Origin of the sequence: Streptomyces sp. NRRL S-455, from assembly GCF_000717875.1 — a bacterium.
Taxonomy (GTDB): Bacteria; Actinomycetota; Actinomycetes; order Streptomycetales; family Streptomycetaceae; genus Streptomyces.
The window spans coordinates 43,918-58,742 of the sequence record NZ_JOCT01000028.1; the positions used below are offsets into that span (position 1 = coordinate 43,918).

General features: G+C 69.7%; 11 protein-coding genes and 1 pseudogene. 8 read left to right on the plus strand and 4 right to left on the minus strand.

All coding sequences use genetic code 11. From position 1 onward, the window contains the following. The first annotated feature begins 132 nt into the window (after nucleotides 1–132). The 3 genes from IE97_RS0131210 to IE97_RS40920 are packed head-to-tail and all read left to right on the plus strand — an operon-like array spanning nucleotide 133 to nucleotide 3,036. Nucleotides 133–696 (plus strand): hypothetical protein, encoded by a 564-nt coding sequence (locus IE97_RS0131210; RefSeq protein WP_030247851.1) that lies wholly within the window; start codon nucleotides 133–135, stop codon nucleotides 694–696. Beyond that, a complete protein-coding gene (locus tag IE97_RS0131215) occupies nucleotides 671–1,957 on the plus strand; it encodes an ABC transporter substrate-binding protein (RefSeq protein WP_030247852.1) in 1,287 nt (428 codons plus the stop codon). The genes IE97_RS0131210 and IE97_RS0131215 overlap by 26 nt, the downstream gene beginning before the upstream one ends. Before the next feature lie 38 nt (nucleotides 1,958–1,995). Then, on the plus strand, nucleotides 1,996–3,036 hold the full coding sequence (locus tag IE97_RS40920) for a helix-turn-helix transcriptional regulator (protein ID WP_030247853.1): 1,041 nt from the start codon (nucleotides 1,996–1,998) through the stop codon (nucleotides 3,034–3,036). 43 nt (nucleotides 3,037–3,079) lie between these two features. Here IE97_RS40920 and ctaD read toward each other — a convergent pair. Further along, nucleotides 3,080–4,747: pseudogene (gene ctaD, locus IE97_RS0131225) on the minus strand (cytochrome c oxidase subunit I); the annotation flags it as partial. 259 nt (nucleotides 4,748–5,006) lie between these two features. On the opposite strand from ctaD, the gene IE97_RS0131230 reads away from it, so the two are divergent. Next, nucleotides 5,007–5,216, plus strand: a complete 210-nt coding sequence (locus IE97_RS0131230; RefSeq protein ID WP_030247856.1) for an I78 family peptidase inhibitor — start codon at nucleotides 5,007–5,009, stop codon at nucleotides 5,214–5,216. Nucleotides 5,217–5,303: 87 nt separating this feature from the next. Here the strand turns inward: IE97_RS0131230 and IE97_RS0131235 are convergent, their stop codons facing one another. Together IE97_RS0131235 and IE97_RS0131240 are read right to left on the minus strand one after the other, a co-directional pair. Further along, complete coding sequence (locus IE97_RS0131235; protein ID WP_030247857.1) at nucleotides 5,304–6,305, minus strand: phosphatase PAP2 family protein; 1,002 nt, start codon at nucleotides 6,303–6,305, stop codon at nucleotides 5,304–5,306. A gap of 227 nt (nucleotides 6,306–6,532) precedes the next feature. Continuing rightward, nucleotides 6,533–7,702, minus strand: coding sequence for a glycosyltransferase family 39 protein (locus IE97_RS0131240; protein ID WP_030247859.1), 1,170 nt, complete (start codon nucleotides 7,700–7,702; stop codon nucleotides 6,533–6,535). Between the two features lie 261 nt (nucleotides 7,703–7,963). On the opposite strand from IE97_RS0131240, the gene IE97_RS0131245 reads away from it, so the two are divergent. Together IE97_RS0131245 and IE97_RS0131250 are read left to right on the plus strand one after the other, a co-directional pair. Next, nucleotides 7,964–9,565 carry an MFS transporter gene (locus tag IE97_RS0131245; protein WP_030247860.1) on the plus strand — a complete coding sequence of 534 codons (1,602 nt, stop codon included), beginning with the start codon at nucleotides 7,964–7,966 and terminating at the stop codon, nucleotides 9,563–9,565. A 189-nt stretch (nucleotides 9,566–9,754) separates the two neighbouring features. Continuing rightward, the gene (locus IE97_RS0131250) at nucleotides 9,755–10,945 is read left to right on the plus strand and encodes an acyl-CoA dehydrogenase family protein (protein WP_030247861.1); all 1,191 of its coding nucleotides are present in this window, start codon (nucleotides 9,755–9,757) and stop codon (nucleotides 10,943–10,945) included. A 36-nt stretch (nucleotides 10,946–10,981) separates the two neighbouring features. On the opposite strand, the gene IE97_RS0131255 is transcribed toward IE97_RS0131250, so the two are convergent. Continuing rightward, nucleotides 10,982–11,419 carry a cell division protein SepF gene (locus tag IE97_RS0131255; RefSeq protein ID WP_030247863.1) on the minus strand — a complete coding sequence of 146 codons (438 nt, stop codon included), beginning with the start codon at nucleotides 11,417–11,419 and terminating at the stop codon, nucleotides 10,982–10,984. A 616-nt stretch (nucleotides 11,420–12,035) separates the two neighbouring features. On the opposite strand from IE97_RS0131255, the gene IE97_RS0131260 reads away from it, so the two are divergent. Beyond that, on the plus strand, nucleotides 12,036–12,941 hold the full coding sequence (locus IE97_RS0131260) for a S1 family peptidase (protein ID WP_030247865.1): 906 nt from the start codon (nucleotides 12,036–12,038) through the stop codon (nucleotides 12,939–12,941). Nucleotides 12,942–13,372: 431 nt separating this feature from the next. Further along, nucleotides 13,373–14,455 carry a S1 family peptidase gene (locus IE97_RS0131265; RefSeq protein WP_051705185.1) on the plus strand — a complete coding sequence of 361 codons (1,083 nt, stop codon included), beginning with the start codon at nucleotides 13,373–13,375 and terminating at the stop codon, nucleotides 14,453–14,455. Nucleotides 14,456–14,825: the final 370 nt, after the last annotated feature.

Here is a 14,825-nt window from a genome sequence, read left to right on the forward strand (position 1 = left end):
ACACGTCGGTTGTCCGGGCACGCGCCTGGCTGCCTGTTCAAGTCCGCCGCTCGCTTGCACTATGCCCCTTGGAAGCTGACCCTGAAAGCACCGGGCGCACATGGCCCGGACCGACACCCGGTGGTGAGCCAGATGGTTCTCGGCAGCGACCTCAGGCGGGGGAACGCGAAGGCGGGACCACGAGCCGCGGGACGGGGCACGGCGATCATGGCCGCCCTGGTGCTGGCCCTCGCACCGGCCCTCGCGGCCTGCACCGACGACAGCGGCGGCGGCAGCGAGAGCACGCCTTCCACCACCACCGCGGAGCGGACCACGAGCGCCCCGGCAAGCGCGCCCGCGGACCGGGCCGCGGCCGAGGCGGAGATCAAGCAGAACTGGCAGAAGTTCTTCGACCCGCAGACCTCGACCGAGGACAAGCAGGCCGTCCTGGAGAACGGCGACCGGATGGGACCCGTCCTGCGGGCCTTCAGCGGTGACGCCCGCGGCGGCCAGGTCGAGGCGCAGGTCACCAAGGTCCGGTTCACCTCGGCGACCGAGGCGGACGTCACGTACACGCTCACCCTGAAGGGCGCCACCGCCCTGCCGGACGCCTCCGGAACGGCCGTCGAGCAGGAGGGCACCTGGAAGGTGTCTGTCAAGACACTGTGCTCGTTGGTGCAGATGAGCGGCAATGGGACGCCGGTCCCGGGCTGCTGAGATCCTCACCGCGGTGCTGCTGCTCGCCTTGAGCGCCGCCTGCGGCAGCCGCATCCCGGAGAGCGACTTCGAACACGACGGCCGTACACCACCGCCCCGCGACTCGGCGCCCCTGCGGGTCGGCATCATCGCGAGCGCCACCAGCCCGGTCGGCGGCAGCGCGTTCACCGGCCCGCGCGACGGCGCCAGGGCCTGGTTCGACCGGCTCAACGCACGCGGCGGCATCGACGGACGCCGCGTCGAGGTACGCACCTGCGACGACGGCGGCAGCGGCGTCGGCAACAACGAGTGCGTGCACCGGCTCGTCGAGGAGGACAAGGTCGTCGCCCTGGTCGCCACCACCGCTCTGGACTACGCCGGCGCCTCCCGCGTCTCCCGCGCACGCGTGCCCGACATCGGCGGCCAGCCCCTCGGCAGCGCCTACGACACCTACCCGCACCTCTACGGCATCTACGGCAGCCTCGCGCCCCGCGACGGCACGACCGGCTGGGACGGCAAGCTGTACGGCGGCACCGAGGTCTACCGCTACTTCAAACGCGAGCACGGCGCCCGCACCGCCGCCGTCGTCTCCTACAACCAGTCCGCATCCGCCGCCTACGCCCGGCTCGTCGAGCGGGGCCTGCGCGCCGAGGGATACGAAGTCGTCACCGAGCAGGTCGACTTCGCCCTGCCCAACTTCCGCGCCGTCGCGGCCGATCTGAAGGAGCAGGGCGCCGACCTCGTGTTCGACGCCATCGACGGGCACGGCAACGCCCGGCTCTGCCAGGCCATGGACGAGGTCGGCGCCGACCTCACCGCCAAGGTGACCAACGTGCAGAACTGGACGTCCACCGTCCCGGAGGCCTACAAGGACGCCCCGCGCTGCCGCAACGCCCTCTGGGCGACCGGCTCCAGCCGCAACTACGACGACACGGGCGATGCGGCCGTACGGGAGTTCCGCGAGGCGACGAAGGACCTGAGGACGCACTCCCAGTGGCAGCTGGAGGGGTGGGCGGCCGCACGGTGGTTCACGGACGCCGCGAAGTCCTGCGCCAGGACGGGCATCACGCGCGCGTGCGTCGACGCCTACATGAACCGCAGCGAGGGATACACCGCCGGAGGACTGCTCCTGCCCGTCAGGTTCGAGCGGCTCCCCGAACCGCCGGAAACCAGCCGGACCTGCCTGTCGGTGGCCCGCTGGCGGGACGGCGAGGGCTGGGTCGCACAGGGGGACATGAACCGCACCTGCTTCGAGGTCCCCCAGTTGGCGTACGAGCCTTGAGGACAGTGGCTGTCCGCAAGGGCTGGCAGACTCGCCCCATGTTGGAGACCTCGGCACGCCTGCTGCGTCTGCTGTCCCTGCTCCAGGCCCACCGCGAGTGGTCCGGCGCCGACCTGGCCGAGCGGCTCGGCGTCAGCGCCCGCACCCTGCGCCGGGACGTCGACCGGCTCCGCGGACTCGGCTACCCGGTCAACGCCAGCCCGGGCACGGGCGGTGGCTACCAGCTGGGCGCGGGCGCCGAGCTGCCGCCGCTGCTCCTGGACGACGACGAGGCCGTGGCCGTGGCGATCGGACTGCGTACGGCCGCCGGCCAGGGCATCGAGGGCATCGGTGAGACCTCCGTCCGGGCCCTCGCCAAACTGGAACAGGTCCTGCCCGGCCGGCTGCGTCGCCGTGTGGGCGCCCTCAACGCCTTCACGGTGCCGATGCTGCGCGGGCCCGTGCCCGACGCCGTCGACCCGGGCGTGCTGACCGAACTCGCCCACCTCTGCCGGGACGCCGAGCGGCTGCGCTTCGAGTACCGCGGCCACGACGGCACCGTCAGCCGCCGCAGCGTCGAACCGCACCGCCTGGTGTGCACCGAGCGCCGCTGGTACCTGGTCGCCTGGGACCTCGACCGGGAGGACTGGCGCACCTTCCGCGTCGACCGGATCACGCCCAAGCCACCGCACGGCCCGCGCTTCGTTCCGCGCGAGCCTCCCGCCGAGGACCTGGCCGCCTACGTCTCCCAGGGCGTCTCCACCCGCGTGTACGCCACCCACGCCGTCGTACGGATCCTGGCGCCCCTGGAGGAGGCAGCCGCCCACATCTCGCCCACCGCCGGGATGCTGGAGGCCGAGGGCCCGGACAGCTGCCTGCTGCGCTGCGGCGCCGGAAGCCTCGACGTGATGGTGATCCACATCGTGATGCTCGGCTTCGATTTCGAGGTGCTGGAACCGGTGGAGTTGATCGACGCGGTCAGGAGGACTCGCGACCGGCTTGATGGGGCTTTGGCTCGGGCTGGGCAGTCACCGCCGCGTACTGCGGATGGTGCAGGTCGAACGCCGGCGACTCCGACCGGATCCGGGGCAGCGTCGTGAAGTTGTGCCGGGGCGGCGGGCACGAGGTCGCCCACTCCAGCGAACGCCCGAAGCCCCAGGGGTCGTCGACCTCCACCTTCCGGCCGTATCTGGCGGTCTTCCACACGTTGTAGAGGAACGGCAGCGTCGACATGCCGAGCAGGAACGCGCCGATCGTCGAGACGGTGTTGAGCGCGGTGAAGCCGTCCGCGGCGAGATAGTCCGCGTACCGGCGGGGCATGCCCTCGGCGCCCAGCCAGTGCTGCACCAGGAACGTGGTGTGGAAGCCGGTGAACAGCGTCCAGAACTGGATCTTGCCGAGCCGTTCGTCGAGCATCTTCCCGGTGAACTTGGGCCACCAGAAGTAGAAGCCCGCGAAGATCGCGAAGACGACCGTGCCGAAGACGACGTAGTGGAAGTGCGCGACCACGAAGTACGTGTCCGTCACATGGAAGTCCATCGGCGGCGACGCCAGGATCACCCCGGTCAGCCCGCCGAACAGGAACGTCACCAGGAAGCCCGTCGCCCACAGCATGGGCGTCTCGAAGGACAGCGAGCCCTTGAGCATGGTGCCGGTCCAGTTGAAGAACTTCACCCCCGTCGGCACCGCGATCAGGAAGCTCATGAGGGAGAAGAACGGCAGCAGCACCGCGCTCGTGGCGAACATGTGGTGCGCCCACACGATCATCGACAGGCCGGTGATCGCCATCGTCGCCCCGACCAGCGTCAGATAGCCGAACATCGGCTTGCGGCTGAAGACCGGGATGATCTCCGTGATGATCCCGAAGAACGGCAGCGCGATGATGTACACCTCGGGATGCCCGAAGAACCAGAACAGGTGCTGCCAGAGGATCGCCCCACCGTTGGCCGCGTCGAAGACCTGCGAGCCGAACCGCCGGTCCGCCTCCAGCACCAGCAGCGCCGCCGCCAGCACCGGGAACGCCATGAGGATCATGATCGACGTGAACAGCGTGTTCCAGACGAAGATCGGCATCCGGAACATCGTCATGCCGGGGGCACGCATCCCGATGATGGTGGTGATGAAGTTGACCGCGCCCAGGATCGTGCCGAAGCCGGACAGCGCCAGTCCCATGATCCACAGATCGGCCCCGATCCCCGGCGTGCGCTCCGCGCTGTTGAGCGGGGCGTAGGCGGTCCAGCCGAAGTCCGCCGGCCCCGAGGGCACCAGCAGTGAGCCCAGCACGATCACCCCGCCGAACAGGAACAGCCAGTACGAGAGCATGTTCAGCCGTGGGAAGGCGACGTCGGGGGCGCCGATCTGCAACGGCATCAACTCGTTCGCGAAGCCCGCGAAGGTCGGCGTCGCGAACAGCAGCAGCATGATCGTGCCGTGCAGCGTGAACGCCTGGTTGAACTGCTCGTTGTCGATGATCTGCAGCCCGGGCCGGGCCAGCTCGGCCCGCATCAGCAGCGCCATCGCACCGCCTACCAGGAAGAACACGAACGACGTGATCAGGTAGAGGTGACCGATCTTCTTGTGGTCCGTCGTGGTGAGCCAGTCGACCACCACCCGCCCGTGCTGCTTCCTCGGCACGGGCCGCACCGTCGCCTGTACGGTCTGCGTCCCCATCGCTCGCTCGCCCCTTCGCTCATCGCGTACCGGGTCCGCCGAAGCCCGCGCCACCGTCCCCGCGAGCCCACGCCATGATGCGCGCGGCACAGCTCGCTCCGACAGGGCGCGTACCGGCCTCTTCACGCCGAAGCCATGCATTTCCCGTGCGGCGTCGGCTGCGCGGACCCGGACCGGCGCCGGAATGGAACGGGCCCGGAGGCGCTTCTTCCGGAACTTTCCGCCGGGCTTTTCCCATGGGGTCACAGGACACGCTGAATTCCCGATGGAATGACTGCGGAAGGCCTACGGAACCGCTCGTCCGTGTGACGGACAGCGCCCGAAACTCCGGTCGCGATCTTGTGACAGAAGCGTGACAGGAGGGGGACAGGGAAGGAACAGAGGGGAGTAGCGTGGCGGCATGGCACCGACACCTTCCGCGGAACCCGACGACACTCCGGACAGCTATGTCGGCCTGGAGGCCGGCCGGGCCGAACACCTCGCGCGTGAGCGCGGCTGGTCGACGGTGCGCTCACTGCCGCCGGGGGCGATCATCACCATGGAGTACCGCGTGGGCCGGCTGAACTTCGAGGTGAAGGGCGGCCGGGTGGCGCGGGCCTGGAAGGGCTGAGAGCGGGCGACGGCCCCGGTTCCGAGTGGGACCGGGGCCGTCGCCGTGCCGGGGAGCGCGCACCCCGGCCCTCGCCGTCCGGTGTGGTCAGCCGCCCGTCAGGGGGCGCGTCGTGGAGGACGAGCCACGCGGGTGCCGCTCCGAGTGCGGCGGGCGGCGGCTGCCGACCGGGGTGGTCGGCGTGCGCTCCGAGCGGGCTGTGTGCGGGCCCGGCGCAAGGTAGGCCGGGGCCCGGGGCGAGCGGGCCGTGACGTCGTCCAGGTCGGTCGGCAGTGGCGTGACCACCACGGGCGGCGCGCTGACCGGGGCGGGAGCCGGCGCCGTACGGCCCCGGCGGGCCCGCCGGCGCTCGCGCAGGTCGAAGATCACGGCCTCGGAGCGGGCGATCAACGGCTCGAACCACGGCAGGGCGAGCAGGATCAGCAGGCCCGCGGCCCAGCCCAGGAGCACATCGCTCAGCCAGTGCGTACCGAGGTAGACGGTGGCCATCCCGACGCCGAGCGAGGTCACGGCGGAGACGGCGGACAGCCAGCGGCGCGCTCTCGGAGTCGAGGCCATATAGGCCAGGATTCCCCAGGTCACCACGGCGTTGGCGGTGTGACCGCTCGGAAATATATCGCCGCCGCGCCACATCTCGTTCGAGCCGATCACGGTCGCGTAGTGCGGCCCCAGGCGGCCCATGCCGTACTTGGCGGCGCCGACCGTGACGTTCAGCAGCAGCAGCGAGACGCCGAGGGCGAGCAGGGGGCGCAGGGTGTGCTGCCGCCAGGAGCGCCAGCCCAGCCAGGCCGCGACCATCACGGCGGTCGGGCCGCGCTGGCCGAGGACCACGTAGTAGTCGACGAACCAGTGGATCTCCGACCACTGCTGGTACGGCCGGAAGAACATGACCTGCCAGTCGAGCCGGACAAGCCAGGACGTGATCACCACGGCCCACACGATCGCGCCGTAGAAGGCCAGGGTCGCCGCCAACAGCACGATGCGGTGCCTGCTCATCTTCGGCTCATCGATGAGGGCCGGTCGTTCCGGCTCACGATCCAGCCGGGCGAACACCCGGTCCAGACGGGTGAGCTTCGGTTCGTTACGCACCCAATCGACGTTACAGCGAGTGAGCTCAGTTCCCTGTCGAATCAACGGCTTTGTGATGACGATGTGATGTGGGATTCCTCTCAGGGGGAGGTTTATTTCCAGCGAATCTGTAATCGCCGGGCGCTGCGGCCTTCAATTCCTTTGATCATTCCGGATGCGGGTTTTGGTGTGCTTTTGAATTCGTTCACCCGGGCATGGCGCGGAATTCCCCCGGCGCTCACAGCGGGTCAGGGCGGACCGGAGCCGTTCAGCCAGAACGCCCCGTACCCCGCCGAGAGGACGGCCACGGAGCCGAGCACCAGTGCTGACCTGCGTGAACGCAGCCGGGCCAGAGCCAGGGCGAGAGGCAGCAGCAGCGGGAAGGCGGGCAGCAGCAGGCGCGGTTTCGAGCCGAAGTAGCTCGACGCGCAGAGCGCGAGCGCGGTCACGACGCCGGTGTAGACCAGCAGCGGAAGCGGCTGGCGCTGACGTACTCCGACCCCATACAGCCATACGACTGACGCGACCCCGAGGATCAGCCCCACGCCGGCCGGAACCGACGAGATCGACGTGAACTTTTCGCCGACGAACCGGGCGAACGCGTAGCCCCCGTCGAACCCGTTGCGCCATCCGGCCTGTACGTCGAGATAGCCGAGTGGACCCTCGCCGGTGCGGTGACCGACCCACAGGACGTATCCGGCGGTGCCGAGGGGTGCCAGCAGCATGCCGAGGACGCGGCGGGCGCCGGGGCCCGGGCCGGGCGTGCTGCCCGCGCGCCGGTCCCGTGCGAAGGAGTCGATGGCCGCCACCCACACCGCCGCGGCCACCGCCATCCCCACCGGGCGGGTCAGACCCGCCAGCAGGGCCAGGGAGCCCGCGGCCACCCAGCGGCCGGTGAGCACCGCGTACAGCGCCCACGCGGCGAGCGCCGTGAACAGGGACTCGCTGTACGCCATCGACTGCACGATCCCGACCGGGAGCACGGCCCACAGCAGCACCGCGCACACCCCGGCCCGGTGGCCGTACACATGGTCAGCGACCGCGAAGATCCCCCAGGCCGCGGCGATCGAGGCACACAGGCTGACGACGAAACCGCCGTCCGCGTACGACAGCGGGGACACCGCCGCCAGCAGCCGCTCCAGCCAGGGCAGGAGCGGGAAGAACGCGAGGTTCGAGTGCACGTCCCCGTTCGGCAGGCGCACCTCGTAGCCGTAGCCGAGTTCGGCGACCCTGGTGTACCAGAGCGCGTCCCAGCGAGCCGTCAGCAGCGTGTACGCGCTCTTGTCCCGTGCCGCGCTCCACAGGGCCAGGGCGATGAGGCCCAGGACGCGGACGGTCGCGTACCCGAGGAGCGCCGGGGCGGCCCGGCGCAGCGCCCCGGCGCGGGACGGAGCCGCGCGCGTCTCAAGATCGGTCACGGGCCCGATTATCGACCGGCGCCGGAACCGCCCGGCCGGCCGGGGCGTGGTCGAGGGGGGAGGAAGTGGCGTACACCACATCGTTCCGCCGGACGGGTGAGAGGTCTGCCACTAGGCTCCGTCACGGACTCGCGTACTCTGACGTGTCACTCGCTTTTCGTTTGCGCGGGCCGGAGACCACCGCTTCTCTCCGGCCGAGTCGCGGGGGCGTCCCCACACCCCGTGAGCCCGCCGATCGCGAGACATCTGGGAGGTACGTGCATGTCCGGGACGACCACGGCCGGCGCCGCGCTGCGCCGTCGGGCGGCCGGGGCCGGTGCCAACCGCTGGGTGGTTCTCGTCGTCCTCTGCGTCAGCCTGCTGCTGGTCGCCGTCGACGCCACCGTGCTGCACGTGGCGGTCCCCGCCGTCACGGAGGACCTGAGGCCCGGCGGGATCGAGCTGCTCTGGATCGTCGACGTCTACCCGCTGGTCTGCGCCTCGCTGCTGATCCTGTTCGGCACGCTGGGCGACCGCGTCGGCCGCAGACGGATCCTGCTCCTCGGGTACGCGCTGTTCGGCGTCGCCTCCGCCATGGCGGCCCTGGCCGACAACGCCCAGGTGCTCATCGCGGCGCGGGCGCTGCTCGGCGTGGGCGGCGCGATGATCATGCCCGCGACCTTGTCGATCCTGCGGCAGGTCTTCCCGGACCGGCGCGAGCGGGCGCTCGCCATCGGCATCTGGAGCGCCGTGGCCGCTGTGGGCGCGGCGGTGGGGCCGCTGCTCGGCGGCTTCCTCCTGGAGCACTTCTGGTGGGGCTCCGTCTTCCTCGTCAACATTCCGTTGATGCTGGTCAGTCTCCCGGTCGGACGGCTGCTGCTGCCCGAGTCGAAGGGCGATGGCACCGGCCCCTGGGACGTCGTCGGTGCGCTGATGGCGGCGGCCGGGCTGTTCGGTGTGGTGCTGGGCGTCAAGCGGCTCGGGGGCGGGGAGCCGGTGTGGAGCATGTTCACCCTGCTGCCGCTGGTGCTGGGCGTGGCACTGCTGGCCGGCTTCGTACGACGGCAGCGGCGGCGGGCGCAGCCGCTGGTGGATCTGAAGATGTTCGCGCGGCCGGCGTTCAGTACGTCCGTCGGGTGCATCGTGCTGGCGATGCTCGCGCTGGTCGGTCTGGAACTGATCGCGGCGCAGTACCTCCAGCTGGTGCTCGGGCTGTCTCCGCTGGAGACGGGGCTGCGGCTGCTGCCGCTGACCTTCGCCGCGATGGCGGCCGGGCTGGCGGGGGCGCGCATGCTGCGGCGGTTCGGGCCTCGGCGGATGGTGTGCGCCGGGTTCTGCCTCACCGCTTTCGCTGTCCTGCTTCTGACGGCGATGGGCCGGACGGACGAGTGCGCGCTGATGCTCGCCTCGTTCGTGCTGCTCGGCTTCGGGCTGGAGACGACGCTGTTCGGGGCGTACGAGTCGATGCTGAGCGAGGCGCCGCCGGAGCAGGCCGGTGGGGCGGCGGCGATCGGGGAGACGTCGTACCAGCTCGGTGCGGGGATCGGGATCGCCCTGCTCGGCAGCGTGATGAACGCCGCGTACGCGCCGGGGCTGTCGCGCGTACCGGGCGTTCCGGAGTCCGCCTCCTCCTCGGCGGGGCATTCGCTGGGGGAGGCGTACGAGGTCGCCGCGCAGCTGGGCGGGACTGCCGGAGCCGCTCTGCGGCACGCCGCCCGGGACGCGTTCGTGCACGGGCTGCATGTGACGTTGCTGGTGAGTGCCGGGTTGCTGCTGCTGGGGGCGGTGATCGCGCTGCGGTTGCCGCGGGCGATGCAGTGCGAGGCGGGGCCGGTGGAGGTGCCCGCGCAAAGGGACGCGGAGGAGTCGCGCGTCTCGGTGTGAGTCGCCCACCCGCGCACCACCCGTAACCGTTCGAGTGAAGGGTCGAGGTCACCACTGGGTGGTGCCGCCCGACGCCGCGCCGTTGGCGGCTTGCGGTGGTGGAGCGGCGGCTTGGGGTGGTGCGTGGGCGGGCCGAGGCCGTAGCGTCTGACTAGCGCTGCTAGTTAAAGAGTCTCGGAGGGTGTCAAGATGTCCGGTTCATCCAAGCTGCCCCCCTTCGATCCCGCCGACCCCCTCGGCCTCGACGACCTGCTGGAGCCGGAGGACCTGGGGATCAGGGACACCGTGCGGGCCTGGGCCGCGGACCGGGTGCTGCCCCATGTGGCCGAGTGGTACGAGAAGGGCGAGCTGCCCGCCATCCGGGAGCTCGCCCGGGAGCTCGGTGGGATCGGTGCCCTCGGGATGTCCCTCGACGGGTACGGGTGCGCCGGTGCGTCCGCGGTGCAGTACGGGCTGGCCTGTCTCGAGCTGGAGGCCGCCGACTCCGGGATCCGGTCCCTCGTCTCCGTACAGGGCTCCCTCGCCATGTACGCGATCCACCGGTTCGGCAGTGAGGCGCAGAAGCAGGAGTGGCTGCCCCGTATGGCCGCCGGTGACGTCATCGGCTGCTTCGGGCTCACCGAGCCCGACCACGGCTCCGACCCGGCCTCCATGCGGACGTACGCCAAGCGCGACGGATCGGACTGGATCCTCAACGGCCGCAAGATGTGGATCACCAACGGGTCCGTGGCCGGTGTCGCCGTCGTGTGGGCGCAGACCGAGGACGGGATCCGCGGGTTCGTGGTGCCGACCGGCAGCGCAGGGTTCTCCGCGCCGGAGATCAAGCACAAGTGGTCCCTCAGGGCCTCCGTCACCAGCGAGCTCGTCCTCGATGACGTACGGCTGCCCGCCGACTCCGTCCTGCCGGAGGTGACCGGCCTGCGCGGGCCGCTCAGCTGCCTGTCGCACGCCCGGTACGGAATCGTCTGGGGAGCCATGGGAGCGGCGCGCAGCAGTTTCGAGGCCGCGGTCGACTACGCGAAGTCGCGGGAGCAGTTCGGGCGGCCCATCGGCGGCTTCCAGCTCACTCAGGCCAAACTCGCCGACATGGCGGTCGAACTGCACAAGGGGATCCTGCTCGCCCATCACCTGGGGCGGCGGATGGACGCCGGCCGCCTGCGTCCCGAGCAGGTCAGCTTCGGCAAACTCAACAACGTGCGGGAGGCGATCGAGATCTGCCGCACGGCCCGCACCATTCTCGGGGCCAACGGGATCTCGCTCGAATACCCGGTCATGCGGCACGCGACCAACCTCGAGTCGGTGCTCACCTACGAGGGCACCGTCGAGATGCACCAGCTCGTGCTGGGCAAGGCGCTCACCGGGCTCGACGCCTTCCGGTGATCCCGCGCGGGGGCAGGGCCGGTGAGCGGCCCTGCCTCAGCTCTGGTTGAAGAAGCCGTCCGTGCGGTGCCCGGCCGGGTCGCCGTTCACGATCTCCGTGTGGGCGGGGGTCAGCAGGAACACGCGGGTCGACACTCTCTCGATCGAACCGCGCAGGCCGAAGATCAGTCCGGCCGCGAAGTCGACCACGCGCTTGGCGTCGGTGGCCTCCATCGCCGTGAGGTTCATGATGACCGGCACGCCCTCACGGAACAGCTCGCCGATGGCGCGCGCGTCCCGGAAGCTGTCCGGGGTCACCGTGCCGATGCGGCGGCCCTTCTCCTCGGCGACGTCCGAGGCCACCTTGACGCGCGGATCGGTGACCCAGGCCTCCCCGGGCTCGGTCCCGTCGGAGTAGTCGTCGTCGTAGTAACGCTCGTCTTCGTTGTCGTCGACGAGGCCAAGCCAGGCACTTGCCTTGCGTACCGATCCCATGGACGCCTCCTCTCACAGCGGTCTTTCTTGCATTCCGCACCCCTATGGTCGTCCATGATGCGGATGCCGCGCCAAGTGGATAGACGCCGCGCGGGGGGTTTGTGACGGTACTGGTGCACAGCGAATCCGTCGAGAGTCCGTGTGTCCCAAGGGTCGTTTCCCAAACGGCTGCTGACTGTGAGTGAAATATGATTCTTCTCGGCGTACGGGTGACGGGCGGGGCGTACGGGTGAAGGCGCGGACCGATGTGATGCCGCAGCTCAGAGCGTCGTGGCGAAGCTCGGCGGCCAGTGGGTGGCGCATGTGTGCGGTCTTGTGCCTCGCACTACGGGGTGACCACGGACAGTTCACTCGAATAGTGACGAACTATGACGAGCTTCTCATATCAGTTTTTGACGGCGACTCAGACTCTGGGGTTGTGACGGCTGCGACTGAGGGTGCAGTTGTTGACGGCTGAAAGGCACTCTTGCGCCTACCGGCCGTTCGGCCGAATACTCCCTCCAGCGCTTGTCAGGGGCACGGCGTGTTCGGAATCCGGACAACCCGGCCCCAGGCTGCGCCTCACGGGCCCGAGACCCCACGAGGGCCCCCGACTTCCTTTGTGGAGGAACGAAAAGTGAGGATCAAGCGCACCACCCCGCGCAGCGGCATCTCGAGACGGACCCGGCTGATCGCCGTCTCCACCGGCCTCGTCGCCGCTGCCGCGATCGCGATCCCCAGCGCGAACGCGTCCGACACCCCCGCCACCTTCAGCGCCGCCGAACTCAAGAGCGCCAGCGGCTCGTTGCTGAAGGCCGACATCCCGGGCACCGCCTGGGCCGTCGACAGCAAGACCAACCGCGTGCTCCTGACCGTCGACAGCACGGTCACCCAGGCCGAGATAGCGAAGATCAAGCAGCAGGCCGGCGCCAACGCCGACGCGCTCACGATCAAGCGCACCCCCGGCAAGTTCAACAAGCTGATCCAGGGCGGCGACGCCATCTATGCGAGTAGCTGGCGCTGCTCCCTCGGCTTCAACGTCCGTGCCAGCAACGGCACCGAGTACTTCCTGACCGCCGGTCACTGCACCGACGGCGCGGGTACCTGGTACTCCAACTCCGGCCGCACCACGGTCATCGGCTCGACCGCCGGCTCCAGCTTCCCGGGCAACGACTACGGTCTCGTGCGCTACAGCGGCTCTGTCAGCCGCCCCGGCACCGCGAACGGCGTGGACATCACCCGCGCGGCCACCCCGAGCGTGGGCACCACCGTCATCCGCGACGGCTCCACGACCGGTACGCACAGCGGCCGTGTCACCGCCCTCAACGCCACCGTCAACTACGGCGGCGGCGACATCGTCTCCGGCCTGATCCAGACCACCGTCTGTGCCGAGCCCGGTGACTCCGGCGGTTCGCTCTACGGCAGCAACGGTGTCGCGTACGGTCTGACCTCCGGCGGCAGCGGTAACTGCTCCTCCGGTGGTACGACGTTCTTCCAGCCCGTCACCGAGGCGCTGAGCGCGTACGGCGTCAGCGTGTACTAGGTCCTGACGGCAAGCGGTTCGCAGGGTTTTGTGCCCCCGCACGTACTGTGTGCGGGGGCCTTCCTGTTTGTTAGGACTTGCTTGGGATGGTGAGGGTTTGGTGTAGGTGATGAGATGGTCCGCCAATGCCCTTTTCCTGAGTGCTGGTTGAGGTCGGATCGAGGGGCGGTTTTCAGCCACATGGAGACCTCACAGCGTGGGCACAAATTACTCACGCGTAATGTTTGCAGTGTGAACGCGGCGGAGTTGGGCCCGATTTGACCTTGAACGGTCAGTATGAGGGGGCGTGCGGCCCGTCATCTACGCGCGTCCTGAACTCGGCCTTGTGTGCTCCCCGTTGTCCTCGGAATAGTGGGCGCTCGTCAACGAAGCCTTCCGGTTCGTGAGGTCCCCACAACCTCCCGGACCGACCCCCCACAGGAGGACACGAGTTGAAGCACCGACGCATACCCAAGCGGCGTGCAGCCGTGGCAGGTGGCGGTATAGCCGCCCTCGTCGCCGCGGGAGTCACCTTGCAGTCCGCGAACGCGAGCGAGACGCCTGAGGTCTCCGCGCCCAAGACCCTGTCGGTCGCGGCGGCCGGAAAGCTCGCCTCGACGCTGGCCCAGGACCTGGGCGGCGACGCGGCCGGGACGTACTACGACACGAAGAGCAAGAGTCTCGTGGTGAACGTGCTCGACGAGGCCGCCGCCGATGCGGTCGAGAAGGCCGGCGCCAAGGCGAGAGTCGTGGCGAACTCCCTCGCCGAACTCAAGAGCGCCCGCAGCACGCTGAAGACGGACGCGACGATTCCGGGCACCTCCTGGGTGACCGACCCGACGACGAACAAGGTCGTCGTGACCGCCGACCGCACGGTCTCCAAGGCCGAGTGGGCGAAGCTGACGAAGGTCGTCGACGGGCTCGGTGCGAAGGCCGAACTCAAGCGGACGAAGGGGGAGTACAAGCCCTTCATCGCCGGTGGTGACGCCATCACCGGCGGCAGTGGCCGCTGCTCGCTCGGCTTCAACGTGGTCAAGGGCGGCGAGCCGTTCTTCCTGACCGCCGGGCACTGCACCGAGGGCATCTCCACGTGGTCGGACTCCAGCGGCAAGGAGATCGGCACCAACGCGGACTCCAGCTTCCCGGGTGACGACTACGGGCTGGTCAAGTACACCGCGGAGGTGGCTCACCCGAGTGAGGTGAACCTCTACAACGGCTCGACGCAGAAGATCTCGGGCGCGGCCGAGGCGACCGTCGGCATGGAGGTCACGCGGAGCGGGTCGACGACCCAGGTGCACGACGGGAAGGTCACGGGGCTGGACGCCACCGTGAACTACGGCAACGGTGACATCGTGAACGGTCTGATCCAGACCGACGTGTGCGCGGAGCCCGGTGACAGTGGTGGTTCGCTCTTCTCGGGCAGCAACGCGATCGGACTCACGTCCGGTGGCAGTGGTGACTGCACCTCCGGTGGGGAGACGTTCTTCCAGCCGGTGACGGAGGCGCTGTCGGCGACCGGGACCGAGATCGGCTGAGTCGGTTCCTGGGCTTGTGGCCCCGTCCCTCTCTGTGTGAGGGGCGGGGCTGTTTTCGTGCCTGCGGCGGCCTGTGGCTGCTTCGGTGGGGGTGCGCGTAGCGCGTTGCGCCGGGTGGTGGGTCGGGGCCGTGCCGGGGGGTGTCCGTCCTCGGAACGGCGCGATGGGGTGTCACACCGACTGACTGTCCGTTGACGCGTCAACCAGCTGCGGGCGACACCCCCCGACACGTCCCCTTCCGTGCGTACGCGGGTGCGGGCCGCCGGGGGTCCCCGTTCTTCGGCTGCATGGCTCCGCGGTCAGGGGAGACTCGGTGTTTGCGCAGGTGGGGTGGGGTTGAGCGGGTGTCGCACATGCATTCGAGATTTGG

Coding starts and splice junctions, on each gene's coding strand:
- IE97_RS0131210 (WP_030247851.1), top strand. CDS start 133: ATGGTTCTCGGCAGCGACCTCAGGCGGGGGAACGCGAAGGCGGGACCA.
- IE97_RS40920 (WP_030247853.1), top strand. CDS start 1,996: ATGTTGGAGACCTCGGCACGCCTGCTGCGTCTGCTGTCCCTGCTCCAG.
- IE97_RS0131215 (WP_030247852.1), top strand. CDS start 671: ATGGGACGCCGGTCCCGGGCTGCTGAGATCCTCACCGCGGTGCTGCTG.
- IE97_RS0131245 (WP_030247860.1), top strand. CDS start 7,964: ATGTCCGGGACGACCACGGCCGGCGCCGCGCTGCGCCGTCGGGCGGCC.
- IE97_RS0131250 (WP_030247861.1), top strand. CDS start 9,755: ATGTCCGGTTCATCCAAGCTGCCCCCCTTCGATCCCGCCGACCCCCTC.
- IE97_RS0131230 (WP_030247856.1), top strand. CDS start 5,007: ATGGCACCGACACCTTCCGCGGAACCCGACGACACTCCGGACAGCTAT.
- IE97_RS0131255 (WP_030247863.1), bottom strand. CDS start 11,419: ATGGGATCGGTACGCAAGGCAAGTGCCTGGCTTGGCCTCGTCGACGAC.